This is a genomic window from Larsenimonas rhizosphaerae, assembly GCF_026240105.1.
In the GTDB taxonomy this organism is placed as follows: Bacteria; Pseudomonadota; Gammaproteobacteria; order Pseudomonadales; family Halomonadaceae; genus Larsenimonas; species Larsenimonas rhizosphaerae.
Window position 1 is genome coordinate 801,305 of record NZ_JAPIVE010000001.1, and the last position, 21,865, is coordinate 823,169.

At 58.9% G+C, this 21,865-nt stretch carries 23 protein-coding genes; 15 read left to right on the forward strand and 8 right to left on the reverse strand.

From position 1 onward, the window contains the following. Positions 1–111 precede the first annotated feature (111 nt). The 5 genes from tusD to OQ287_RS03750 are packed head-to-tail and all read left to right on the forward strand — an operon-like array spanning position 112 to position 2,096. The gene (gene tusD, locus OQ287_RS03730; RefSeq protein WP_265895629.1) at positions 112–504 is read left to right on the forward strand and encodes a sulfurtransferase complex subunit TusD; all 393 of its coding nucleotides are present in this window, start codon (positions 112–114) and stop codon (positions 502–504) included. Next, on the forward strand, positions 501–851 hold the full coding sequence (gene tusC, locus OQ287_RS03735) for a sulfurtransferase complex subunit TusC (protein WP_265895630.1): 351 nt from the start codon (positions 501–503) through the stop codon (positions 849–851). Before tusD ends, tusC begins: the two co-directional genes overlap by 4 nt. A gap of 4 nt (positions 852–855) precedes the next feature. Further along, entirely contained in the window at positions 856–1,140 is a 285-nt protein-coding gene (gene tusB / locus OQ287_RS03740) for a sulfurtransferase complex subunit TusB (protein ID WP_265895631.1), read from the forward strand. A gap of 2 nt (positions 1,141–1,142) precedes the next feature. Next, entirely contained in the window at positions 1,143–1,496 is a 354-nt protein-coding gene (locus OQ287_RS03745; protein WP_250936702.1) for a TusE/DsrC/DsvC family sulfur relay protein, read from the forward strand. 3 nt (positions 1,497–1,499) lie between these two features. Further along, a complete protein-coding gene (locus OQ287_RS03750; RefSeq protein WP_265895633.1) occupies positions 1,500–2,096 on the forward strand; it encodes an acyl carrier protein phosphodiesterase in 597 nt (198 codons plus the stop codon). Positions 2,097–2,099: 3 nt separating this feature from the next. Here the strand turns inward: OQ287_RS03750 and OQ287_RS03755 are convergent, their stop codons facing one another. The 3 genes from OQ287_RS03755 to OQ287_RS03765 are packed head-to-tail and all read right to left on the reverse strand — an operon-like array spanning position 2,100 to position 4,115. Next, positions 2,100–3,284 (reverse strand): molybdopterin molybdotransferase MoeA, encoded by a 1,185-nt coding sequence (locus OQ287_RS03755; RefSeq protein WP_265895634.1) that lies wholly within the window; start codon positions 3,282–3,284, stop codon positions 2,100–2,102. Further along, positions 3,277–3,795: a molybdenum cofactor biosynthesis protein B gene (moaB, locus tag OQ287_RS03760; protein WP_265895635.1), complete on the reverse strand. Its 519-nt coding sequence runs from the start codon at positions 3,793–3,795 to the stop codon at positions 3,277–3,279. Before moaB ends, OQ287_RS03755 begins: the two co-directional genes overlap by 8 nt. After that, positions 3,792–4,115 carry a DUF1244 domain-containing protein gene (locus OQ287_RS03765; RefSeq protein WP_265895636.1) on the reverse strand — a complete coding sequence of 108 codons (324 nt, stop codon included), beginning with the start codon at positions 4,113–4,115 and terminating at the stop codon, positions 3,792–3,794. The genes moaB and OQ287_RS03765 overlap by 4 nt, the downstream gene beginning before the upstream one ends. Positions 4,116–4,381: 266 nt before the next feature. On the opposite strand from OQ287_RS03765, the gene OQ287_RS03770 reads away from it, so the two are divergent. Continuing rightward, entirely contained in the window at positions 4,382–5,785 is a 1,404-nt protein-coding gene (locus OQ287_RS03770) for an APC family permease (RefSeq protein ID WP_265895637.1), read from the forward strand. Between the two features lie 97 nt (positions 5,786–5,882). On the opposite strand, the gene OQ287_RS03775 is transcribed toward OQ287_RS03770, so the two are convergent. Further along, entirely contained in the window at positions 5,883–6,815 is a 933-nt protein-coding gene (locus OQ287_RS03775) for a histone deacetylase family protein (RefSeq protein WP_265895638.1), read from the reverse strand. A gap of 57 nt (positions 6,816–6,872) precedes the next feature. Between OQ287_RS03775 and OQ287_RS03780 the strand changes: the two genes are divergently transcribed. Further along, positions 6,873–9,668, forward strand: a complete 2,796-nt coding sequence (locus OQ287_RS03780; RefSeq protein ID WP_265895639.1) for a bifunctional acetate--CoA ligase family protein/GNAT family N-acetyltransferase — start codon at positions 6,873–6,875, stop codon at positions 9,666–9,668. A 46-nt stretch (positions 9,669–9,714) separates the two neighbouring features. On the opposite strand, the gene pdxH is transcribed toward OQ287_RS03780, so the two are convergent. From pdxH to wrbA, 3 genes are read right to left on the reverse strand one after another with little or no spacing between them, the layout of a single operon-like run. Continuing rightward, complete coding sequence (gene pdxH / locus OQ287_RS03785) at positions 9,715–10,362, reverse strand: pyridoxamine 5'-phosphate oxidase (RefSeq protein ID WP_250936725.1); 648 nt, start codon at positions 10,360–10,362, stop codon at positions 9,715–9,717. Continuing rightward, on the reverse strand, positions 10,359–10,748 hold the full coding sequence (locus OQ287_RS03790; RefSeq protein ID WP_250936727.1) for a DUF2069 domain-containing protein: 390 nt from the start codon (positions 10,746–10,748) through the stop codon (positions 10,359–10,361). Before OQ287_RS03790 ends, pdxH begins: the two co-directional genes overlap by 4 nt. Next, complete coding sequence (gene wrbA / locus OQ287_RS03795) at positions 10,745–11,362, reverse strand: NAD(P)H:quinone oxidoreductase (RefSeq protein WP_250936729.1); 618 nt, start codon at positions 11,360–11,362, stop codon at positions 10,745–10,747. Before wrbA ends, OQ287_RS03790 begins: the two co-directional genes overlap by 4 nt. Before the next feature lie 63 nt (positions 11,363–11,425). Here wrbA and OQ287_RS03800 point away from each other — a divergent pair, with 63 nt between their 5' ends. Beyond that, positions 11,426–12,751 (forward strand): YihY family inner membrane protein, encoded by a 1,326-nt coding sequence (locus tag OQ287_RS03800; RefSeq protein ID WP_265895641.1) that lies wholly within the window; start codon positions 11,426–11,428, stop codon positions 12,749–12,751. A gap of 49 nt (positions 12,752–12,800) precedes the next feature. Further along, the gene (gene smrA / locus OQ287_RS03805) at positions 12,801–13,391 is read left to right on the forward strand and encodes a DNA endonuclease SmrA (protein WP_250936733.1); all 591 of its coding nucleotides are present in this window, start codon (positions 12,801–12,803) and stop codon (positions 13,389–13,391) included. 99 nt (positions 13,392–13,490) lie between these two features. Here smrA and ygfZ read toward each other — a convergent pair whose 3' ends face one another. Beyond that, positions 13,491–14,414, reverse strand: a complete 924-nt coding sequence (gene ygfZ / locus OQ287_RS03810; protein WP_265895642.1) for a CAF17-like 4Fe-4S cluster assembly/insertion protein YgfZ — start codon at positions 14,412–14,414, stop codon at positions 13,491–13,493. A gap of 67 nt (positions 14,415–14,481) precedes the next feature. Here ygfZ and OQ287_RS03815 point away from each other — a divergent pair, with 67 nt between their 5' ends. From OQ287_RS03815 to OQ287_RS03840, 6 genes are all read left to right on the forward strand, one after another. Continuing rightward, a complete protein-coding gene (locus OQ287_RS03815) occupies positions 14,482–14,706 on the forward strand; it encodes a hypothetical protein (protein WP_250936737.1) in 225 nt (74 codons plus the stop codon). Between the two features lie 101 nt (positions 14,707–14,807). Next, a complete protein-coding gene (gene uvrB / locus OQ287_RS03820; protein ID WP_265895643.1) occupies positions 14,808–16,835 on the forward strand; it encodes an excinuclease ABC subunit UvrB in 2,028 nt (675 codons plus the stop codon). A 55-nt stretch (positions 16,836–16,890) separates the two neighbouring features. Continuing rightward, the gene (gene nei, locus OQ287_RS03825) at positions 16,891–17,709 is read left to right on the forward strand and encodes an endonuclease VIII (protein ID WP_265895644.1); all 819 of its coding nucleotides are present in this window, start codon (positions 16,891–16,893) and stop codon (positions 17,707–17,709) included. Positions 17,710–17,850: 141 nt separating this feature from the next. Then, positions 17,851–19,356 (forward strand): fumarate hydratase, encoded by a 1,506-nt coding sequence (locus OQ287_RS03830; protein ID WP_265895645.1) that lies wholly within the window; start codon positions 17,851–17,853, stop codon positions 19,354–19,356. A 118-nt stretch (positions 19,357–19,474) separates the two neighbouring features. After that, on the forward strand, positions 19,475–20,899 hold the full coding sequence (gene cls, locus OQ287_RS03835) for a cardiolipin synthase (protein WP_265895646.1): 1,425 nt from the start codon (positions 19,475–19,477) through the stop codon (positions 20,897–20,899). A gap of 45 nt (positions 20,900–20,944) precedes the next feature. Beyond that, positions 20,945–21,865 (forward strand): LysR substrate-binding domain-containing protein, encoded by a 921-nt coding sequence (locus OQ287_RS03840; protein ID WP_250936748.1) that lies wholly within the window; start codon positions 20,945–20,947, stop codon positions 21,863–21,865.

Genomic DNA, 21,865 nt, shown 5'->3' on the forward strand with positions numbered 1-21,865 from the left:
TCTGCGCAACAAGGCCCCTTTGATGGGGTCTTGTTGTTTTTGGACAGAGACTTTTTGACCGGGTAGCGTCAGGGGCTCAGGCTTCTTTCGCCCCATGGCAGTGAGGTTACCTTGAACTATACGCTGGTGGTTTACGGGGCGCCCTACAGCACTCAGGCGTCGCATTCGGCGTTGCGCCTTGCCGAGGCGTTGCCCGCGCAGGGGCATCGTGTGACGACGGTTTTTTTCTACCATGATGGTGTTCACAATGGCTCGTCGCTGATGCAGCCGCCTCAGGATGAACCTCATCTTCTGGCGCGCTGGCGAGCACTGCATGCCGATCAGCAGTGTGAATTGCTGGTCTGTGTGGCGGCGGCAGTCAAGCGTGGCATCCATGATGCCTCGGAGGCGACGCGCCATGGCCATGAGGCACATGCGCTGGAAGCGCCCTTTGAATTGACAGGCGTGGGGCAGTTGCTTGTCGCTTCGCAACACAGTGATCGCACGGTAACCTTTGCACCATGACACGAAAAACACTGATCATTGTTCGTCATCCCCCGCACGGTAGCAGCTGGGCGCGAGAGGGTATCGAGGCGGTACTGGTTGGCGGTGCGCTGGGCGTGCCGGTGGATGTGCTGTTCGACGGCGATGGCATCTTTTGCCTGCTGCCGGGCCAGGAAGCCGGTGCACTGGGGCAAAAGGGCACGTTGCCCATGCTCAAGGCGTTCCCGATGTACGATATCGACACGGTGCTGGTGAGTCGTCCGGCGCTTGAAGCTCGAGGGCTGAAGGCTGACGCGCTGGCCATTGATGGTGACGTGGTCGAACCTCGTGACTGTCTGGCCCATTATCATTCCATTTTGACGTTCTAGGCTCATGATTCTGCATATTCTCAATCGCAGCGCCTTTGGTTCCCGTGTTCCTGATGACATGGCTTCGGCGCTGTTGCCCGGTGACACCGTCATCCTGATCGAGGATGGGGTCTTCACCGGCATGGCGCCTGATTATTCACGCATCGAGACCGTACGCTGGCATGCCTTGCGTGAAGATGCCGTTTCCCGTGGGGTGGCGGGTCGTCTGCCCGATGATGTTCATCTGGTGGACGTTGACGGGTTCATTCGCCTGACCGCCGAGGCCACATCCACCATCAGCTGGTTCTAGTCATGACACATGCCAACGCAGCAACGTTTATCGATGTTCAGGGCGTGAGTGTCGCGCTGGACAGTGAGGGATGTCTGGTGGATCGAACCCAGTGGTCCCGTTCCGTGGCCGAGGCCATGGCTGCACGGGAAGGCCGTGAACTGACGTCGGCGCACTGGGAGGTACTGAACGTCATTCGTGATTTCTACGCCACTTATGAGCTGTCACCGGCGATGCGGCCACTGGTCAAGGCCACGGCGCTGGCACTTGGAGCCGAGAAGGGACGTTCCATTTATCTGATGCGGCTGTTTCCTGACAGCCCGGCTCGCGTGGCGGCGCGGCTTGCCGGGCTGCCCAAGCCCGATAACTGTCTCTGACTCATGAATTTTCTGGGACACGCCGTAGTCGCGCAGCATGGCAGTGATGCCTTCCTGCTGGGCAATCTGATTGCTGATGGGGTGAAGGGAGCGCTGCCGACCTCAGGCTGGCCGTCAGACGTCATTGACGGGATGCGATGTCATCGCGAAATTGATGCGTGGATTGATCACCATCCGGCCGTGATGGCCCTCAAGACCCGGGTACCACCCGCCACCCGCCGGGTGGCCGGTATCGGTCTTGACATGATCTGGGATCACTTTCTGGCTCGCGACATGCTGGATCCTTCCCTTCAGGTGCCGGAACTGCAGCCTGCCCTGATGGATCGAGTCTATGACACTCTGACCGAGCATGAAGCGCTGATCCCGCCTGCCATGAAGCCAATGTTCGAAGCCCTTGTTCGTGAGCGTTGGCTGGAATCCTATGCTCGCTACACTACGACATGTCATGCCATCGGACGCATTGGATTGCGGCTTCGCGGAGAGAATCGGCTTCAACAGCTGACGCCCTGGCTGATAAGGGAGCAGGCACTGCTTGAAGAAACCTATCATGAGCTGTGGCCCGACCTGTTGCGCCGGGCCACTGCCGTGAAGGGTGGCTGATGGTCAGCCGGGCAGTTCGAGGCAGGTAATGTCATCTCCGGGCTGTATATGCCGGTGTGGGTCGATCACGGCCAGTGCGGTTGCATCGACACAGGAGCTCAGCATGGAAGAGTCCTGAGCACCGGTTAGATGTGCCTTGCCATGCTCGTCGATGACAACCCGCAGATAGTGGCATCGAGCATTCGTGCGGGTCTCGAAGCCGGCGCTGACCGTTCTCTTGCGCAACTGCGACATGGCCGGGCACCCCAGCATGCTGCCGATGAGCGGCCGCAGGAACAGGTAGCTGCTGACAAATCCTGACACCGGATTACCTGCCAGGCCGATCACGGCAGTATTGCCGATATGACCCAGGGTCAGTGGCTTGCCGGGTTTCATGGCCAGCCGCCACATGGCTACCTGACCTACGGCCTCGATCGCATGGCGCACATGATCCTCTTCACCGACCGATACGCCTCCGGCGGTCACGATGATATCCGCCTGACGAGCGTATTGCTCGAGCGCCTGTCGGCTCGCATCGTACTGATCCGGCAGGTGGTCGATGGCTACCAGCTCCCCACCGAACTGCTCGATCAGTGCCGCAAGCTGATAGCGGTTGCTGTTGTAGATTTGCCCTTCGGCAAGTGCTCTGCCCGGCAGGATGACTTCATCACCGCTGGTCAACAGGGCGATACGCGGCCGTTGCACTACGGTAATTTCCCCCAGCCCCTGACTGGCCAGAAGGCCGAGCGCGGCAGGGGTGATGCAGGCACCCGCTGCCAGCAACCGGTTACCCCGACGAAGTTCTCCGCCCTGTTGACGGATATTGTTGCTGACGGGCAGGTCGGCGGTAAATACCGCCTGGCCCTCGTCTGTTATTTCGACCTGCTCCTGCATGATGACGGTATCTGCGCCCTCGGGCAGACGTGCACCGGTAAAAATGCGGGCACAGGTGCCTGCTTCAAGTGGAGACGGTGCATGGCCGGCCGGAATGCGCTGGCTGACGGTCAGGGCCTGACCACCATCTCGCGCTCTCAGGGCGTAGCCGTCCATGGCGCTGTTGTCGAACGGTGGCATGTCGATGGTGGCGTGAATATCGCAGGCCAGTACACGCCCGGTGGCCCTGTGCAGCAGGCATTGCTCGTTTGGCATACGCCGGGCCAGAGACAGCGTAGCGTTCAGGGCCTCATCAACACTGTGCAATTCAGCCATGATGGCCGCTTCCGCCGTTGACCAGGTTGGCAAAGTTGCAGGGCTGATGACGACTGTCGAGCTGTTCGATCAGAATCTGCTCCCACCCGGTGCGGCAGGCATTTGTCGAGCCTGGCAGCGCAAATATCAGCGTGTGATTGACAAATCCTGCCACGCAGCGGCTTTGCAGGGTCGAACTGCCCACTTCCTTGCGAGACAGCTGACGAAACAGCTCGCCAAAGCCCGGGATGGGTTGATCAAACAATGGCTCCAGCGCATCCGGAGTAGTGTCTCGACCGGTGAACCCGGTGCCACCGGTGGTAATGATCACGTTGATGGCCGGATCGGCAATCCAGCAGGATACGTCGGCCCGAATGCGGTAGACATCGTCAGCAACGATACGCCGCTCGGCACAGCGGTGGCCGGCATTGGTCAGCGCGACCTCAAGATAATCGCCCGACCCGTCATTTTCGGTGGTGCGGGTATCCGAGACCGTCAATATGGCCACGTTCAGGGGCATGAAGTCTTTCATGAGTCGGTCCGGTTCCTTTGTTGCTGACGTGCGTCGAGAGCATTCAATTGTTCGGGAGTGGCATCGGCCTGGTACAGTGATTTCCATTGCGAATAGGGCATGCCATAGACGTATTCTCGAGCGGTGTCGTAATCGATGGAAACCCCCTGGCGCTCCCCGGCAGCAACCAGCCACTTTGACAGGCAGTTGCGGCAGAAGTCGGCCAGAATCATCAGGTCGATATTCTGAACGTCCTTGTTGGCATCCAGGTGGGCCAATAGCTGCCGAAAGGCATCGGCCTCCATGGCCTGGCGAGTGTCATCAGGCAGGGAATTGATCATCAGAAGAATCCTTTTCGTCGATAGGAATATCAGGCCCAGTGTAGCGTGGCTGGTGGGTGACTCAACCGCCTCATTCCTTAGAGAGTCTGCGGTGTGCAATTTTTTATACAAAATAAGCCTGAAAAGGCCGTGGGAATCTCTTAAAGGCTTGATTATTGGCAGGTGTGGCTATTATGTTGCACGTGGCTGTGCTTCTCCTTCCGGAAGGCACTGCCTGGACGCACCACACAACAACATATCTACAACTACACAATAATGGAGTTGCCATGTCGTCATCCAATGAATCAAGTGACCTGGTGCGCGTGCTGGCCCGAAAGGACGTATTGGCACTGGCTTTTGGTGCCATGATCGGCTGGGGATGGATCGTGCTGACCGGTAATTTTATCGTCAATGCCGGAAGCATGGGGGCCATCGTAGCCTTTCTGATCGGTGGTGCTGCCGTCGTGCTGGTCGGTTTGACTTATGCCGAGCTTGCTGCCGCCATGCCGAAGGTGGGTGGGGAGCATGTGTACAGTTATCGGGCGCTGGGGCACTTTGCCTCCTTTATCTGTACCTGGAGTATCGTGCTGGGCTATATCAGCGTGGTGGCGTTTGAAGCCGTGGCGCTGCCTACCGTGGTTGAAAGCCTGTTTCCAGGTTATTCCGTCGGTCATCTGTGGACCCTGTCCGGCTGGGACGTGAAACTGACCTGGGTGCTGGTTGGCGTGGTCGGTTCGCTGATCATGATGGCCATCAATTATTTCGGCGTTACCATGGCAGCGCTGATTCAGCGGCTGGTAACGCTGCTGATTCTGGCGGTGGGGGTCCTGTTCATTACCGGCGCCCTGTTCACCGGTGAGACCACTACACTTCAGCCCCTTTTTACCGGTGGCTCCGGTGGCATCATGTCGGTCCTGATCATGGTGCCGTTCCTGTTTGTCGGGTTTGACGTCATTCCCCAGGCGGCGGAGGAAATCAATCTTCCGTTTCGTGACATCGGCCGTGTGTTGACCCTGTCGGTCATTCTGGCCGTCGTGTGGTATGCGCTGATTGTGTTTGGCACCTCGTTGATGATGCCGGCTTCTTCCCTGGGTGGCGGCGTGCTGGCGGTGCCTGCGGCCATGGAGCAGGTCTTTCAGGCACCCTGGGCTTCGAAGCTGATGATTCTGGCCGGCGTGGCAGGCATCATCACCAGCTGGAACGCGTTTTATATCGGTGGGTCACGGGCCATTTATGCTCTGGCGCATGCCGGTATGCTGCCGGCGCCGCTGGCGAAGCTTCATCCCAAATACCGAACGCCGACCAATGCGATCATTCTGATCGGAGTGCTGTCTAGTCTGGCGCCATTGCTGGGCCGTCCTGCCATGGTCTGGCTTGTCGATGCCGGAGGCCTGGGGATCGTGATTGCCTACCTGTTCGTAGCGCTGTCGTTTCTGGTGTTGCGGGTGCGGGAGCCGGACATGCCTAGGCCGTTTTTTGTTCGTCAGGGCAAGCTGGTAGGCGTTCTGGCCGTGCTCTTATCGATCGGCATGACCGGCCTTTATCTACCGTTCAGCCCCTCGGCACTGACCAGCACCGAATGGCTGGTGTTCGGGCTCTGGATGCTGGCGGGGCTGGCGATGTATGTCTGGGCGCTGAAGACCTACGGCAAGGGCTATGCTGAACGGGTCATGACTCGCGAGTATCACTGAGCGGATCCTGCCTGAAGGAAAAAACGCGCCCCCGGGCGCGTTTTTTAATGGCAAATTGATCCCGTCTCGTTGATCGCTCTCGGGACACGAAGGACGGTTATGGGCGCTCCAGACCGATCATGGCGCTCAGATGGGCATTCACCGACGGGGCCAGACTTTCCAGGTGGTAGCCACCCTCCAGTACTGATAGTACCCGGCCGTTGGCATGGCGTTCGGCCATGGCCAGTATGTCCCGGGTCAGGTCAAAGTAGTCACCGCTGTCAAAGGCCAGTTCTGTCATGGGGTCATCACGGTGGGCATCAAAGCCGGCACTGATGAGAATCAGTTCCGGCCGATGCGCATCAATGCGAGGCATCCACTGGTGAAGGCAGCGATCTCTTGCCTGCTGGCCGGTACTGCCGGCCGGCAGCGGCAGGCTCTCTACGTTCGGAGCGTTTTCATTGGCGGATGACCAGGGATACAGCCCCTGCTGGTACAGGGTGCAAATCAGTATGTCATGGTCGTGGGCCAGGATATCCAGTGTGCCATTGCACTGGTGGGCATCGATATCAATGATTGCGATGCGCTGGATATCGTAATGCCGGCGCGCATAACAGGCTGCCAGCGCCACATTGTTGATGAGGCAAAATCCCATGCCCTGCGCCTTCTCGGCGTGATGGCCGGGGGGGCGTACGGCACAGAATACGTTGTCCGCCTGATTGCGAAAAAGCTGATTGACGCCCTTTATCACGCCACCGGCAGCGCAGCGAGCCGCGTCCCAGTTATCTGCATTGACCAGGGTTTCCTCATCCAGAGCCACCGGGGTGTCGCTGTCTGCAGCATCGGCCAGCAAGGCAAGGTAGTCCGGGGTGTGCGCAAGGCGCAGCATATCAGGGGCAACGGGGAGGGCATCAAAGTGCTGGAGCTGCCGAGCGACACCGGATAACGCCAGCTGGCGCTCAATGGCGTCCAGACGGCGAGGATGATCCGGGTGCCACGGGGCAATCATGTGTCGCCGACATTGCCCCGGCAGAATGAACGAGGTGATCATGGCCTTTCCTGTGCAGGGTGGATGTGCTGCGCTATCGTGGAAGCTCAAGGCGTTCGAATGACCTCCGTGCATCGTCCGGGGTCGTGGTCGTCGAGTGTAGCAGTGCCTGATGAGGTCATGATGCTGGATAAGGGAATGGGGGTTCAATTCGTTGAACATTTCTTCCGGCCCCGCGCCATCATGGTGGTGGCGCCAGGCCGTGAAGACGCGTTGACGCAGGCAGTATTGTTCAATCTGCGTGAGGGCGGGTTTCGCGGAAAAATCTGGGCAGTAGCACCGGATAGTCAGGCCGGTGATGTGCTGGAGGGTGTTCAGTGGGTCAATCTGCTGGAAGCCGTTACTCCGTTGGCGGAACTGGTCATCTTTTGTCTGCCGGTGGATGACGTGCCGGACCAGCTTGAACTGCTGGCCGCTCGAGGCGTATCGGCGGCCATCATTCTGACCGGCGGTGCCCGGTGGAGTGAAAGCCGGCTGGATGACCCGGCCTCCACTCGATCGCGGCTTCATGACATCGTGCGCCGAAAGGGCGTGCGGGTCATGGGGCCCGAGTGCATGGGGGTTGTTTCGACGCGCCATTACCTTAACGCCTCCTGTGCCAGTGTACCGGTGGCTCGGGGGCGGCTGGCATATCTTGGGCAGTCGGGCATGGTGGGGCACGCCCTGATGGACTGGGCTGCTGCGCGCGGGATCGGGTTTTCCAACCTGGTGGCACTGGGAGATAGTGTGGATGTGACGCTTGCCGATGTGCTGGATCATTTCAACCAGACCGGCGGCTACCGGGCACTGGTGCTTCATATCGAACAGATCACCAACGCCATGCATTTCATGACGACCCTGCGGGAGGCGGCGCGCCACCACGTGGTGGTTGCAATCAAAAGTGGGCGATGTGCTTCAACGGATCTGTCCGGTCGTCCCCTTGCTCCCGGGCTGTCACGGCGTGATCAGGTCTTTGATGCCGCCCTGTCCCGCGCCGGGGTGCTGCGCGTGGCACACTCCGATGGCCTGATGGATGCGCTGGATACACTGACCCGCCTGCCTGCACTGGCCGGCGAGCGGGTGGTGCTGGTTTCCAACGGGCTGGGACTTGCGCTGCTGGCCATGGATGAGCTGGCGCGTCAGGGTGGCGTTCTGGCCGAGCTGTCTTCGGCCTGCAGACAGGCACTGTCCGACGAGGGGCTGGACGTGAGTGTGAGTGGTCATAATCCAGTGGATGTCGGCAGCCTGGCTACGCCGGAGCGGTTCGAGCGTGCCGTCAGGCTGGTGGCTGATGATCCCGGCGTGGATGTAGTACTGACCATTCATGTGCCCACGCGCATGGCGCCATCCCGGGAGGTGGCAGAGCGCCTGCTGGCATTGAGGCCGGACATGCGCAGTGCCTGGATGAGTTGCTGGATGGGGCTTCAGGATGCCCGCGAAGCGCGGCAGTTGTGTCAGCGGGCCGGGGTGGCGCACTACCGTTCGCCCGAGAAGGCCATCGATGGACTGATGTTGATGGCCCGCTATCGCCAGGTACAGCATCTGCTTCGCCAGACACCCCCTGCCGTTCAGCTCCCCGGTACACCTGCACGACGTGATCAGGCGCGGCACCTGATTCAGCAGGCCTTTGATCGCCGGCGCTCGGCGTTGACCCATGAGGAATGTGGCCAGGTGCTGGAAGGGTATGGCATGGCCATTACCCCGGCTCATTATGATTACCTGAATGCTGAAACGATATCGCTGCCGCCTTTTTCACCCCCCTGGCGATTGCGGTTGATACACCCGGCAAACTGCCAGCCCTTCAACGATGATGTGATCAATGCCGGGGGAAACACCTCGATAGCCACGCCGAGCGCGCTGGCCGATGAAGGGGCGCGGCAGCGGGCCTGGTGTCAAGACAGGAATCTGATCCCGTTCAGCGCCTGCATTCAGCCCAGGCGCGACGACGTGCCAGCGATGAGTATCAGCTGTGGCATTACGCGAGATGCCACGTTTGGCCCGGTGGTATTCTTTGGCCGGGCAGGCCACCACCTGGATGAGGCCGCTGATCGTCAGGTGGCACTGCCGCCTCTCAATAATGCGCTGGCGGCTGCCTTGATCGAGCAAAGCAGTGTCTGGTCCATCCTTGCACACCAGTCCGAGGCGCCCGATAACCTGCAGGATCAGTTGTCACGGCTGCTGGTTACCCTGTCGCACATGGCAACGGATCTGCCACATCTTGCGGTACTGGATATCAATCCGCTGGAGGTTACGACCGCCGGAGAGCTTCGTGCCGACAGCTATCGGCTGTCGATCGGTCCACCCACGCCCTTTGCCATCATGCCCTATCCGGAGGAGTGGCAGCGAAACGTCACCCTTGGCAAGGGGCAGCAGGCCCGGTTGCGTCCGGTACGGGAAGAAGATGCAGCGCTTGTAACTGAATTTCATACTCGGCTTTCTCGTGAAAGCATTCGCTTTCGCTATTTCCGCGACAAGCCTCAGCTCTCTCAGGTCGATTTGTCACGGTTGACGCAGCTTGATTATGACCGTCAGATGGCCTTTCTGCTGGTGAATGACGCAGACACCGACATGCTGGGCGTCGCTCGGGTCTGGAATGATCCGGACAATGTGCGTACCGAGTTTGCCATCATTGTGCGCGATGACATGCATGGACAGGGCGCGGGGCGCCTGTTGATGGAGCAGTTGATTCGCTATAGCCGGCACGTGGGCACGCTTGAGATGTATGGCAAGATTGCGCCGGAAAACCGGGCCATGCGCGCGCTGGTGATCAGCGTCGGATTTACCACGTCGCTGGATATGGATGAGGGGGTGATCAATGCCCGCCTGATGCTCAACGAACCTTCAACGGCCTGGCAGCGTCAGCGTCTGGGCAAATGACCGGCGGCCAGCCCGTGGGTGGGATAGCCGGCCGCCGGTCGTGGGGTCAGGGCGCGAGCAGTACCTTGCTCCATTCGTCGTCACTGCCATGGCGGCGGTAACGTACTCGATCATGAAGCCGGCTCGGCCGACCCTGCCAGAATTCGATCATGTCCGGCTTGACCCGATAGCCGCCCCAGTGGGCGGGACGCTCCACCTCACTGTCGGCATAGGCGCTTTCAAAGCGGTGCTGGCGGTCATCAAGCCACTGGCGATCCGGGATTTCCACGCTTTGCTGGGAGACCCATGCGCCAAGCTGGCTTTCGCGTGGGCGGCTGTGAAAGTACGCCTCGGAGCGCTCCCTTTCGACCTGTTCCACGCTGCCCTCGATGCGTACCTGACGCTGGAGGGTAGGCCACCAGAATACCAGTGATGCCAAGGGGTTACTGGAGAGTTCTCCTCCCTTGTGACTCTGGTAACTGGTATAAAATACAAAGCCGCTTTCATCAAACCCCTTGAGCAGCACAATCCGCGCATGAGGCCGTCCGCTGCCGTCGGCAGTCGCCAGGGTCATGACGTTGGCATCAAGGTTGTCACTGTCGACGGCGGCACGAAGCCATTCGGAAAACAGCGGGAACGGAGACGCGGGCGTATTGGCTGTATCCAGCGTGTCGCCGTCATAGTCTCGTCGCAGGTTGGCAATGTCCTGAGTCATTTTGTTGTCCTTTTGCCTGTCGTCTCGGCGTGTCGTTCAGCATGCCTGAGCCGTCTGGCCTGTTTCAGCGCGGTAATAAGCAATGCACTGGCGGCCAGGGTTTCGGCGACGGACCAGGGCCACTGTCCCGGCGCCTTGATCATCAGGATACTCTGTATTGCATAGATTAGGCCGACAAAGGCCAGCCATACAAACCCGCGAGTGCGGGGTAGCCAGAAAACGGTGGCAAGAAGTGCCAGGGGGGCCAGTCGGATGACTACCGGCAGCGGCTCGACGTTGTGTAGTGCCATCAGCCAAAGGCCATTGGCGATGGCGATCACCATGAGGACGGTGTAGGACACGATGACCGGCATCGGGCGCTTTGCGGGTTGAGCTTCGGGTGTCATGACGCCTCCGTGCGGCCTGTATGCAGCGCCAGCGCCAGACGGGCCAGTCTGACCCCCTGCGCGTGAGCGATGGCCTTTTCATGGGTGTCGAGCGTGGCTTCGTCACTGTCACCACTGACGTGTGTCGCGCCGTAGGGTGTTCCCCCGCGGGTAGTATCGAACAGTGACGTTACACTGTAGGGCACACCCACCAGTACCATGCCATGGTGAAGAAGTGGGGTCATCATGCTGGTCAGGGTCGTTTCCTGCCCGCCATGCAGGCTGGCGGTCGAGGTAAAGACGCCCGCCGGCTTGTCGACCAGTGCGCCGGTCATCCACAGCTCGCTGGTGCCGTCGAGAAAGTACTTGAGCGGTGCTGCCATGTTGCCAAAGCGGGTCGGGCTGCCCAGTGCCAGCCCGGCGCAGTGCCTGACATCTTCCAGGGTCGCGTAGACAGCCCCTTCGGGAGGGATTTCAGCTTCCGTGGCTTCACAGGTCGTGGATACGGACGGCACCGTGCGCAGGCGAGCATCTACCCCGGCAACGGACTCGATGCCTGCCACCATGCAGTCTGCCAGCGCACGGGTCGCTCCCTGGCGGGAATAATAAAGAACAAGTACATAAGGTGTTGTCATGTCGGTTCCTGAAAGGGCGCATGGCGTCGAGCGCGCCGGTCGGTGTGATAAGGTATCTCAACCATGGCAGGTTCGAACCCTGATGATCAATGGGAGTGCATTCTAGTGTGGTATTCGCGTCTGTCACAATACTGGACACCAGGCGTCAGAACCCGTCGTACAGGGCGAGCGGTAGTCACCGTGTTCAGACGTTTCATGGCGCATGATGGCCTGCGTACTGCTGCGTCGCTGACATATACCACCCTGTTTGCCGTGGTGCCGCTGACGACCGTGCTGTATGCGATGCTTTCTGCGGTTCCCAGTTTCCAGGGCGTGGGTGATCAGCTTCAAACCTATGTGTTTCAGCAGTTCCTACCGGCCACGGGAGAGGTGGTACTCGAGAAGTTGACCGAGTTTTCGTCGCAGGCACGACAGTTGACGGCATTCGGGGTGGGATTTCTGTTCGTGACCTCCCTTTTGATGATGTACACCATTGAGCAGGCATTTAATCAAATCTGGCAGGTGACGACGCATCGGCGCGGGCTGGCCAGCTTCGTGATCTATTGGGCGGTACTGACCCTTGGACCCTTCTTGATTGGCGCGGGTTTTGCGCTGTCGTCCTATCTGGCCTCATTGCGGTTTTTCAATCGAGCCGCGTCCTTGTTTGGTGGTCAGGATCTGTTGCTGATGGGGGTGCCACCGCTGTTGAGCCTGGCTGCCTTCTTCTTTTTGTACATGGCCGTGCCCAGCACTCGTGTCAGGGCGCGTGATGCCGCTCTGGGAGCGCTTTTCATGGCGATTGCCTTCGAGGCTGCCCGGTTCGGGTTCTCGATCTTTGTCGGTCACTTCACGTCCTACCAAGTGATTTATGGTGCGTTTGCGGCCGTACCGCTATTTCTGCTGTGGGTGTATCTGAGCTGGTCGCTGGTGCTGGCAGGTGCTGAAATCACGGCCCTGCTGGGTGAATCTTCCCGGGCGGACTGGCGTCACTGGTCTCCCTTCTGGCAGTCACTGGGGCTGTTATGGCGGCTCGATGAACAGCGGAAATCAGGGGGACACCTGTCACTGGGGCAGGTGCGCCGGCTGGTCGGCGGTCATTACCGAACGCTGATGGCGTCGATGGTCGAGCAGGGATGGGTGGTACAAAGCAATCAGGGAGGGTGGGTGCTGGCACGCTCTCTTGATGAGCTCCCACTCAGTGAGGTGATTGAACATATCGGCTGGACTAGAAAGGACGAACAGAACGTCCCTGACCCTCGCTTTCAGCCGGTACAGCAGGCGCTGGCGGCGCTGGCGCTGCAGCGTTCAACCGCAACGCGCCACCCGTTGAACTCTTATTTTCACGAGCATGATGCCGACCGCAACATCACCTCACCCGGGACTGGACGCAAGCGCCTTCTCCGACGATAGTAGTGACGTACCTTGCACCCATGTATGTCACAGCTAGAGGGCGACAACGATGGATGATAACGACGATCAGGTGCTGTTTTCGAAGGAAATGGCCGGGGTGATCCCCCTGAAACCCCGGGACAGGGTGGTGCCGATCAAGCCGCCGGGGCCTCCCACCGAGGCACAACTGGCCCGCCGTGAAAGTGCGCAGCGTGCCGAGCAGACCAGCAACTTCCTGTCCGATGAATTCGTGGAGCTGCTTCCCGCCAATGATCCCGTGGAATATCGCCGTGATGGTATTCAGACCGGCGTGATCGACAAGTTGCGTCAGGGCCGGTATCACGTTGATGCCCGTATCAATATCACTCGCCGTTCTCTTGAGGAGTGTCGCCGTGAGGTCTTTGCCTTTATTCGCGAGGCTTTTGACCATGAGCTTCGTACGCTGTTGATCATTCATGGCAGGGGGCGTGACGATGCCAGCCATGCCAATATCGTTCGCTCCTATGTGGTGAAGTGGTTACAGCAGTTTGAAGAGGTGCAGGCCTTTGCCAGTGCCCAGACACATCAGGGCGGCGTAGGGGCAACGACCGTGGCGCTTCGCAAGTCTCCTCGGGCGAGCCATCGCAACCGGGAGCTGCACCAGCGTCGACGCGCTCCCTGATCGAGCAGTTGCCAGGGATGAGACGGACAGGGGCACCGACAGGCTATACCTGTCAGTGCCCCTGAAAAGCATGTGTGCGGGACTTTCAGGCGTCGTGCTTCAGGACGGGGAGTGCACCAGGCTTTCAGGGTCCAGACGCTCAAGTGGGTATGGCAGGGGCACCTGAGTCAGTGCATGGCCACAGGTCAGCATGGGGGCGTCCAGTGCCGCGACATTAACCACGGCCAGCAGTTCCTGCTGGTGTTCACCGTCAGCGACACGCAGAACGGTACCGACATTCTTGCCTGCATCATTTTCGACCGGGTCGCCCGGATGGATATCCTGAACCAGCGTGCCGGTTGCCAGATGCATCAGGCGTTTCTTGACCTGTCCGCGGTAATGGGCCCGCGCTACCACTTCCTGACCGGTATAACATCCCTTCCTGAAGCTTATTCCACCCAGAGCTTCCCAGTTGATCATTTGCGGGAGCCACTGTTCACGCTGGGTATGTTCCAGCCAATAGACCCCGGCTCTGACATCTTCAAGCTGCCAAGAGGCAGTATCGGCATGGATGCCGGTATCCAGTGGCTGTTCGGCAATGCGCAGGATTCTTGTGTGTTCTCCCGGGTGGCGTATCAGTACGCCGTCCTGACAGGCACTGGTGTGCCATGCCGTATCCGGCAGGGGGCCATCAAGCAGCGTCGCGTCCGGTGCAATGAATCCCTGAATGGCCAACTCACTTCTCAGACGTAGGGTTGTCTTGTAAAAGGCGGCAAATTTCTTGAGGTGGGTCAGCAGGTCTTCGGCCAGGGTAGCGGTTGTCAGTAACCAGTAGGTGGTTTCATCGCGCCGAATCAGCTGTCCATTGGCCAGCATGCGGCCCTTGGGAGTGCAGAAGCATACTAAAGGGGCGAAATGCCCGTTGGCGCTGGCGGTGGCGGCAGACCCCTGGCCTTCCAGCAATTTTGCGCTATCGGCCCCCGCAAACTCGATGATGCTGAAGGTGGACCCGAGGGTCGGGGTCGTATCGGTCCTGTCGTTCATGCAAGGCTCCCGCGTGACTGTTGCTGCGATAGGGTCATCGTTTTGTTACCTTGTGATGGGGCCCAGAGTGGCTAAAGTCAAGACAGGAGATACCGGTATGGCCATGGCCTTTACCCTTGAAGGACTCAAGACGACAGATGATGTGAACCAGGCCACGACGGCATTGATGATGCTTGACGGCGTTGACAGCGTTGAAATCGGGTTGTCATTTGCCCATGTCGACGGTCAGACCTCGCTGGAGCAGGTCAATCGGGCGCTGAGCCCGCTCGGCTTCAAGGCACGCAAGGGATGAATGTGTTGATGGGCTGATACCCTTGCAAGATGCAGGGGGTGGCTATATATACAGTGGCGGTGCGTACGCAGCGTCACTGTTTTTTTATGCATGGAGGCTTCATGAGCAACAAGGCGTTTGAAATCAAGTCATCGTATCAGCCGGCCGGTGATCAACCTGCAGCCATTGCCTCGCTGGTCAATGGTATTGAGGCGGGGCTTGCCTTCCAGACGCTTCTGGGCGTGACCGGTTCCGGCAAGACATTCACCATGGCCAACGTAGTGGAAACCCTTCAGCGCCCGGCGATTGTCATGGCACCCAACAAAACGCTGGCAGCCCAGCTCTACGGTGAGTTCAAGGCCTTTTTTCCGGACAACGCCGTCGAGTATTTCGTTTCCTATTATGATTATTATCAGCCCGAGGCCTATGTACCGTCATCCGATACCTTCATCGAAAAGGATGCCTCCATCAATGATCACATCGAACAGATGCGCCTGTCGGCGACGAAGGCCCTGCTTGAGCGTCGCGATGCACTGATTGTGGTATCGGTCTCGGCGATTTACGGCCTGGGGGATCCGGATCAGTACCTGAAGATGCGGCTCCATTTCAATCGCGGTGAGCAGATTGATCAGCGAGCCTTCCTGAGGCGGCTTGCAGAGCTTCAGTATACGCGCAACGACATGGATTTCCGGCGTGGTACATACCGGGTACGGGGTGATGTCATCGATATCTTTCCGGCAGACTCCGATGAGCAGGCAGTGCGGGTAGAGCTATTCGATGATGAGATCGATACCATCAGCCTGTTTGATCCGCTGACCGGCGAAGTGGCCAGCAAGGTGCCACGGATGACCATCTACCCGAAAAGCCACTACGTCACGCCGCGTGACACCATCCTGCAGGCTGTTGATTCCATCAAGGATGAGCTGAAGGAGCGCCTCGACTATCTGCGCAAGCACGACAAGCTGGTCGAGGCCCAGCGGCTTGAACAGCGTTCCCTGTACGACATCGAGATGATGCTGGAGCTGGGGTACTGCAATGGCATTGAAAACTACTCTCGTTATCTGTCCGGCCGTGAGCCCGGCCATGCACCTCCGACCTTTTTCGACTACCTGCCCAAGGACGCGCTGGTTTTCATTGATGAGTCTCACGTCAGTGTTCCCCAGGTTGGCGGGATGTATCGAGGCGACCGTTCGCGAAAGGAAACCCTGGTGGAATACGGTTTCAGGCTGCCTTCGGCGCTGGATAATCGCCCGATGACCTTCGAAGAGTGGGAAGGCATCCTGCCCCAGACCATTTTCGTCTCTGCCACACCGGGTCCGTATGAGCAGGAGCATGCCGATCAGGTTGCGGAGCAGGTGGTACGGCCGACCGGGCTGGTGGATCCTGAAATCGAGGTGCGTCCGGCGACCACTCAGGTAGACGATCTGCTTTCCGAGATTCGCATTCGCCTTGAGGTCGGAGAGCGGGTACTGGTTACCACGCTGACCAAGCGGATGTCCGAGGATTTGACCGAGTACCTGGCCGAGCATGATATTCGGGTACGTTATCTGCACTCGGACATTGATACCGTCGAACGTGTTGAAATCATTCGCGATCTGCGGCTGGGCAAGTTTGACGTGCTGGTAGGCATCAACCTGCTGCGTGAAGGACTGGATATCCCGGAAGTCTCGCTGGTGGCCATTCTGGACGCCGACAAGGAAGGATTTCTAAGGTCTGATCGTTCCCTGATCCAGACCATCGGCCGTGCAGCGCGTAACGCCCATGGCAAGGCCATCCTCTACGGTGATCGTGTTACCGGTTCCATGCAGCGGGCCATGGATGAAACGGCACGGCGGCGGGAAAAACAGCTGGCGTTCAACGAAGAGCACAATATAACTCCGAGGACCATTACCAAAAGCGTGGCCGATATCATGGAAGGCGCTCAGGCCCCGGGCAGCAAGAAGACTCGTGGGCGCAAGAGCCAGGGTAATGATGAGGCGAACCTGGGCATTGACGATCTTAAATCCATGAGTGCTGCTCAGCTGACGGAACGGCTGTCGCAACTGGAAGACAGGATGTATGAGGCCGCGCAGAACCTGGAGTTTGAAAAGGCCGCTGGATTACGTGATCAGATTCATGCCCTCAACGAGCGGCTGATCGAATTCAAGTAGTGACGTCATGCTTCAGTAGCGTATTACACATCACAGGCAGGGAGGCCTGATACCGATGCCCGAAGGACCGGAAATTCGTCGCGTGGCCGACCGATTGAATCGTGTGCTGGCGGGGCGGCCGCTTGCGGATGTCTGGTTTGCCTTTGCAGAACTCAAACCGGCTGAAATTCAGCTGCTTTCTCATCGGGTAACTCATGTCGACAGCTGGGGCAAGGCGCTTTTAACCCACTTTGACAATGGGCAGGTGCTGTACAGCCATAATCAGTTGTACGGACGCTGGCGGATTGAACGACGTGAGCAGCCATTGTCATCGACCCGTTCATTGCGGGCTGCACTGGCTACCTCTACTCATGTGGCCAGACTTTACAGTGCCTCGAGCATTTCGCTGTGGGACGAACATGACCTGCCGACGCATCCGTTTTTGTCCCGGCTGGGACCTGACTTGCTTACTCACGATGTGCAGACCGACGCCCTGGTCGAGCGGTTGACGTCAAGGCGCTTCGCTGGACGCCAGATTGGGTCGCTTTTGCTGGATCAGGGGCTGGTGGCTGGTATCGGCAACTATCTGCGCTCCGAGATACTGTTCTACGCCGGGCTTCGTGAGCACTGGCGGCCGAATGAATTATCGACTCGCGCCATCACCCGACTGGCAGACATGATGCGTCAAATAACAGTACAGGCCTGGCGTGAGGCCGGAGTAACCAACACACCCGAGTGGCGTGCGCCGCTGCAGGCGCAGGGTTTCAGACGCAGTGTGTGGCGTCATGCTGTATTCAATCGGGCGGGTGAGCCCTGTTTTGCCTGTGGCACGCTGGTGGAAAAGCGCCCCTGTAATTCACGTCGGCTGTATTACTGTCCCCACTGCCAATCCTGATTTATACCGTTATCTTTTTTCGGGTCCCATTTAGAGTGCCTGCTCAAGGGACATTGACGGTTTGTTTCCAGTATACTTTTGCCGCTGAAAGGACGCTGACCGTCGTCTTTTTTGACCAAAAAATGATGAGGAGTACCCTTAATGACCGTGATTCGTCAGGACGACGTTATCGATAGCGTCGCCGATGCGTTGCAGTACATCTCGTATTACCATCCAAAGGATTTCATTCAGGCCATGAATGCGGCCTACGAGCGGGAAGAAAATCCAGCGGCGCGGGATGCCATTGCACAGATTTTGATCAACTCGCGCATGTGTGCCACTGGCCACCGTCCCATCTGTCAGGATACCGGCATTGTTACGGTATTCGTGCATGTGGGCATGGATGTACGCTGGGATGCCGAGATGAGCCTGGACGACATGGTCAATGAAGGGGTGCGGCGCGCCTATCTCCTGCCGGATAACATCCTGCGGGCTTCCGTGCTGGCCGACCCGGATGGCAAGCGCCAGAATACCAGGGACAATACGCCAGCCATCATTCATCACAAGCTGGTGCCGGGAAATACCGTCGAGATTCATGTGGCGGCCAAGGGAGGTGGCAGTGAAGCCAAGTCCAAGTTTGCCATGCTGAACCCGTCGGACAGCGTCGTGGACTGGGTGCTGGAACAGATCCCCAAAATGGGGGCTGGCTGGTGTCCGCCGGGCATGCTGGGCATCGGCATTGGCGGCACGGCCGAGAAGGCAATGCAACTGGCCAAGGAATCCCTGCTGGAGCCGATCGACATTCAGGAGCTGAAGGCTCGTGGCGCCACTACGCGCAGTGAAGAGTTGCGTCTCGAGCTGTTCGACAAGGTCAACCAGACCGGCATCGGCGCACAGGGACTGGGCGGATTGACCACGGTGCTGGACATCAAGGTGCTGGATTACCCGACCCATGCCGCCAACAAGCCGGTGGCGATCATTCCCAACTGTGCCGCTACCCGGCACGTACATTTTACCCTCGATGGCAGTGGCGCAGCGGAGTTGCCGGCACCGTCACTGGATGACTGGCCTGATATTACCTGGGAAGCGGGCGAGGGCGTCAAGCGGGTGAACCTGGACACGGTAACCGCCGAGGAGATCCAGAGCTGGGTGCCTGGTGATACGCTGCTGCTGTCCGGCAAGCTGTTGACCGGTCGTGACGCCGCGCACAAGCGCATGGTGGATATGCTGGGTCGGGGCGAGTCGTTGCCGGTTGATCTGAAGGGACGCTTTATCTATTACGTGGGCCCGGTTGATCCCATTGGTAACGAAGCCGTGGGTCCGGCAGGCCCGACCACGGCAACTCGCATGGACAAGTTTACTCGTACCATGCTGGAGCAGACCGGTCTGGCCGGCATGATCGGCAAGGCCGAGCGTGGCCCGGTAGCCATTGAAGCCATTCGTGATCACAAGGCGGCCTATCTGATGGCGGTCGGCGGAGCGGCCTATCTGGTGGCTCAGGCGATTAAAAGGTCCCGCGTGGTTGCGTTCGAGGACCTGGGCATGGAAGCCATCTACGAGTTTGATGTCGAGGACATGCCGGTGACGGTTGCAGTGGATGCCGGCGGTAATTCCGTGCATCAGAGTGGCCCGGCGAAGTGGCGGGATATTATTGCACAGCAGGGGTGACGGGCAGGGGGTATCGCTCCCTTTGAGCGCATACCTCGTGTATCCTTCGCACCATGCATGAATGTCAGCCAGGGCTTGCCCTGGCTTTTCCATTGGGTCTCAACAGGCAGGCACCACGATGACCGCGATACTGGGTGGTGTAATCATCATCATCTTTCATGTGCTTGGAACACTCTCTGCACTGATGGCGTTGATGTCGAGCCGGACGTCCCAGGGCGCCATCGCGTGGATCATTTCCCTGCTGACCTTCCCCTATCTTGCGCTGCCTGCCTACTGGGTTTTCGGCAGACCGCGGTTTTACGGCTATGTATCAGCGCGGGAAGAGCGGGATTCATCGCTTCGTCAGGTACTCACCCGCTTTCGTCGTGATCTTACGCCGTTCTTTTCCCGCCCCGAAAGCGATGAGCGTCGTCTGGTCGCGGTCGAGCGACTCGCTATGATGCCGATGTCCCGGGGCAATCATCCCGAATTGCTGATTGATGGTCAGGCGACCTTTGACAGCCTGTTCAGAGGAATTGAACGGGCCGAGAATTATCTGCTTATTCAGTTCTTCATTGTGCGCGATGACCGGTTGGGGCAGGAGTTGAAGCGCCGCCTGTGCCGCTGCGCCGAGCGCGGGGTACGTGTCTGCTTTTTGTATGATGAGATCGGCAGCCGCAAGCTGCCCGAGGCTTATCTGGTCGAACTGCAGACGGCCGGTGTCGAGGTCTCCCGGTTCGGGTCGTCCCGCGGCTGGCGTCACCGTTTTCAGGTCAACTTCCGCAACCACCGCAAGATCATGATTGCCGATGGGCTGCGCGGCTGGGTCGGTGGTTTGAATGTCGGTAATGAATACATGGGGGAAAGCCCGCGCTATGGTCACTGGCGGGATACGCACATGACATTGACCGGCCCGGCAGTGCTGGGACTGCAGGAAGCATTCTGGGAAGACTGGCACTGGGCCACCGGTACCATTCTTGCCCTGAACTGGACGCCGCGCCTGTCCAGCCATGGAGATCACCATGTCGTGATTGTTCCTTCCGGTCCGGCAGATCATCAGGAAACCGCCAGCCTGATCATTCAGCAGGCCATTCATGGCGCGCATTACCGTTTCTGGATTACCAGCCCGTATTTTGTTCCGGACCAGGGTGTTCAGGACGCCTTGAAACTGGCTGCCCTCAGAGGGGTGGATGTGCGGGTACTGATGCCGGAGCATCCTGATCACCTGCTGGTGTTTCTGTCGGCATTTTCATTTTTGCCCGACATGATCAACGCCGGCGTTCGTATTTATCGCTACCAGCCGGGGTTCATGCACCAGAAAGTGTTTCTGGTCGATAACGATACCGCATCAGTGGGTACCGTGAATCTGGATAACCGGTCGTTCAGGCTTAATTTCGAGATTACTGCGTATATTCCCTCTCCGGCATTTGCCCGGTCGGTCGAGGTCATGCTCGAGCAGGATTTCAAGGTAAGCCGTGAAGTATCTCTGGATGAGGTACAGTCGCGCCCGCTGTGGCGCAAGATCATCTCCCGGGCGGCATATCTGGCCGCGCCGATTCAATAACAACAGACCGGACGGTCTGCATCGGTGACGAGCAGGACGGCGATTGTGAATCTTGAAACGAAATGGCTGGAAGACTTTGTGGCGCTGGCCAATACGCGCAGCTTTTCTGCATCGGCGCGTCAGCGTCATGTCACTCAGCCGGCATTCAGTCGCCGTATTCGCTCACTTGAGCAGGCCGTGGGCGCGCAGCTGGTAGACCGCTCGACTACGCCGGTCACCCTGACGCCGGAAGGGCAGCTGTTCGTGATCACGGCGCGTAACCTGGTCGAGCAGTTAAGTGAATGCCTGGGGCATCTGCGCGGGCTGGAAATGGCCAATGAGGCGCTGGATATCGTGGCAGCACATTCGCTGGCCCTCGGGTTTTATCCAAAGTGGATCTCACGGCTGCAAAAGGGCGTCGGTGAATTGCCGACACGATTGACGGCCATGAACGTCGGTGATGCGATCCATGTGCTGCGTGAAGGCAACTGTGACCTGATGCTGGCCTACCATGATCCTTACGCCACCATGCAGCTCGATAGTGAAGCCTTTCCCTCCTTTTCGGTTGCTCAGGTGCGGATGGTACCGATCAGCGTGCCCAACGAGGACGGCGCACCGTCCTTTTCCCTTGATTCTTCCGGATCGTTGCCTTTTCTGAGCTATAGCCAGGGCGCCTTTCTGGGACGCAGCGTGCGCATGCTACTGAAAAATGACCCGTTGCGAATGCGGCTCAAGACGGTCTATGAAACGGCGATGGCCGAGGGGTTGAAGGGCATGGCCCTTGAGGGCGCGGGGGTGGCGTGGATTCCCGAGTTCTGTATTCGGGATGACCTGCATCATCATCGGCTGGTGCGGGCCGGTGGCGAACAGTGGGATATTCCTCTGGAGATCCGGCTGTATCGGTGCTCGCTGGTGCACAAGCCAGGCGTCGAGCGGCTCTGGAAGCGTTTGCAGAAACTGCCCAGGGACTTTCTGGAAAGCCCCTGA

Bases quoted from the DNA above. Each gene is read 5' to 3' on its own strand.
- tusC (WP_265895630.1), top strand. From the start codon at position 501: ATGACACGAAAAACACTGATCATTGTTCGTCATCCCCCGCACGGTAGC.
- tusB (WP_265895631.1), top strand. From the start codon at position 856: ATGATTCTGCATATTCTCAATCGCAGCGCCTTTGGTTCCCGTGTTCCT.
- OQ287_RS03745 (WP_250936702.1), top strand. From the start codon at position 1,143: ATGACACATGCCAACGCAGCAACGTTTATCGATGTTCAGGGCGTGAGT.
- OQ287_RS03750 (WP_265895633.1), top strand. From the start codon at position 1,500: ATGAATTTTCTGGGACACGCCGTAGTCGCGCAGCATGGCAGTGATGCC.
- OQ287_RS03755 (WP_265895634.1), bottom strand. From the start codon at position 3,284: ATGGCTGAATTGCACAGTGTTGATGAGGCCCTGAACGCTACGCTGTCT.
- moaB (WP_265895635.1), bottom strand. From the start codon at position 3,795: ATGAAAGACTTCATGCCCCTGAACGTGGCCATATTGACGGTCTCGGAT.
- OQ287_RS03765 (WP_265895636.1), bottom strand. From the start codon at position 4,115: ATGATCAATTCCCTGCCTGATGACACTCGCCAGGCCATGGAGGCCGAT.
- OQ287_RS03770 (WP_265895637.1), top strand. From the start codon at position 4,382: ATGTCGTCATCCAATGAATCAAGTGACCTGGTGCGCGTGCTGGCCCGA.
- OQ287_RS03775 (WP_265895638.1), bottom strand. From the start codon at position 6,815: ATGATCACCTCGTTCATTCTGCCGGGGCAATGTCGGCGACACATGATT.
- OQ287_RS03780 (WP_265895639.1), top strand. From the start codon at position 6,873: ATGACCTCCGTGCATCGTCCGGGGTCGTGGTCGTCGAGTGTAGCAGTG.
- pdxH (WP_250936725.1), bottom strand. From the start codon at position 10,362: ATGACTCAGGACATTGCCAACCTGCGACGAGACTATGACGGCGACACG.
- OQ287_RS03790 (WP_250936727.1), bottom strand. From the start codon at position 10,748: ATGACACCCGAAGCTCAACCCGCAAAGCGCCCGATGCCGGTCATCGTG.
- wrbA (WP_250936729.1), bottom strand. From the start codon at position 11,362: ATGACAACACCTTATGTACTTGTTCTTTATTATTCCCGCCAGGGAGCG.
- OQ287_RS03800 (WP_265895641.1), top strand. From the start codon at position 11,426: ATGGCAGGTTCGAACCCTGATGATCAATGGGAGTGCATTCTAGTGTGG.
- smrA (WP_250936733.1), top strand. From the start codon at position 12,801: ATGGATGATAACGACGATCAGGTGCTGTTTTCGAAGGAAATGGCCGGG.
- ygfZ (WP_265895642.1), bottom strand. From the start codon at position 14,414: ATGAACGACAGGACCGATACGACCCCGACCCTCGGGTCCACCTTCAGC.
- uvrB (WP_265895643.1), top strand. From the start codon at position 14,808: ATGAGCAACAAGGCGTTTGAAATCAAGTCATCGTATCAGCCGGCCGGT.
- nei (WP_265895644.1), top strand. From the start codon at position 16,891: ATGCCCGAAGGACCGGAAATTCGTCGCGTGGCCGACCGATTGAATCGT.
- OQ287_RS03830 (WP_265895645.1), top strand. From the start codon at position 17,851: ATGACCGTGATTCGTCAGGACGACGTTATCGATAGCGTCGCCGATGCG.
- cls (WP_265895646.1), top strand. From the start codon at position 19,475: ATGACCGCGATACTGGGTGGTGTAATCATCATCATCTTTCATGTGCTT.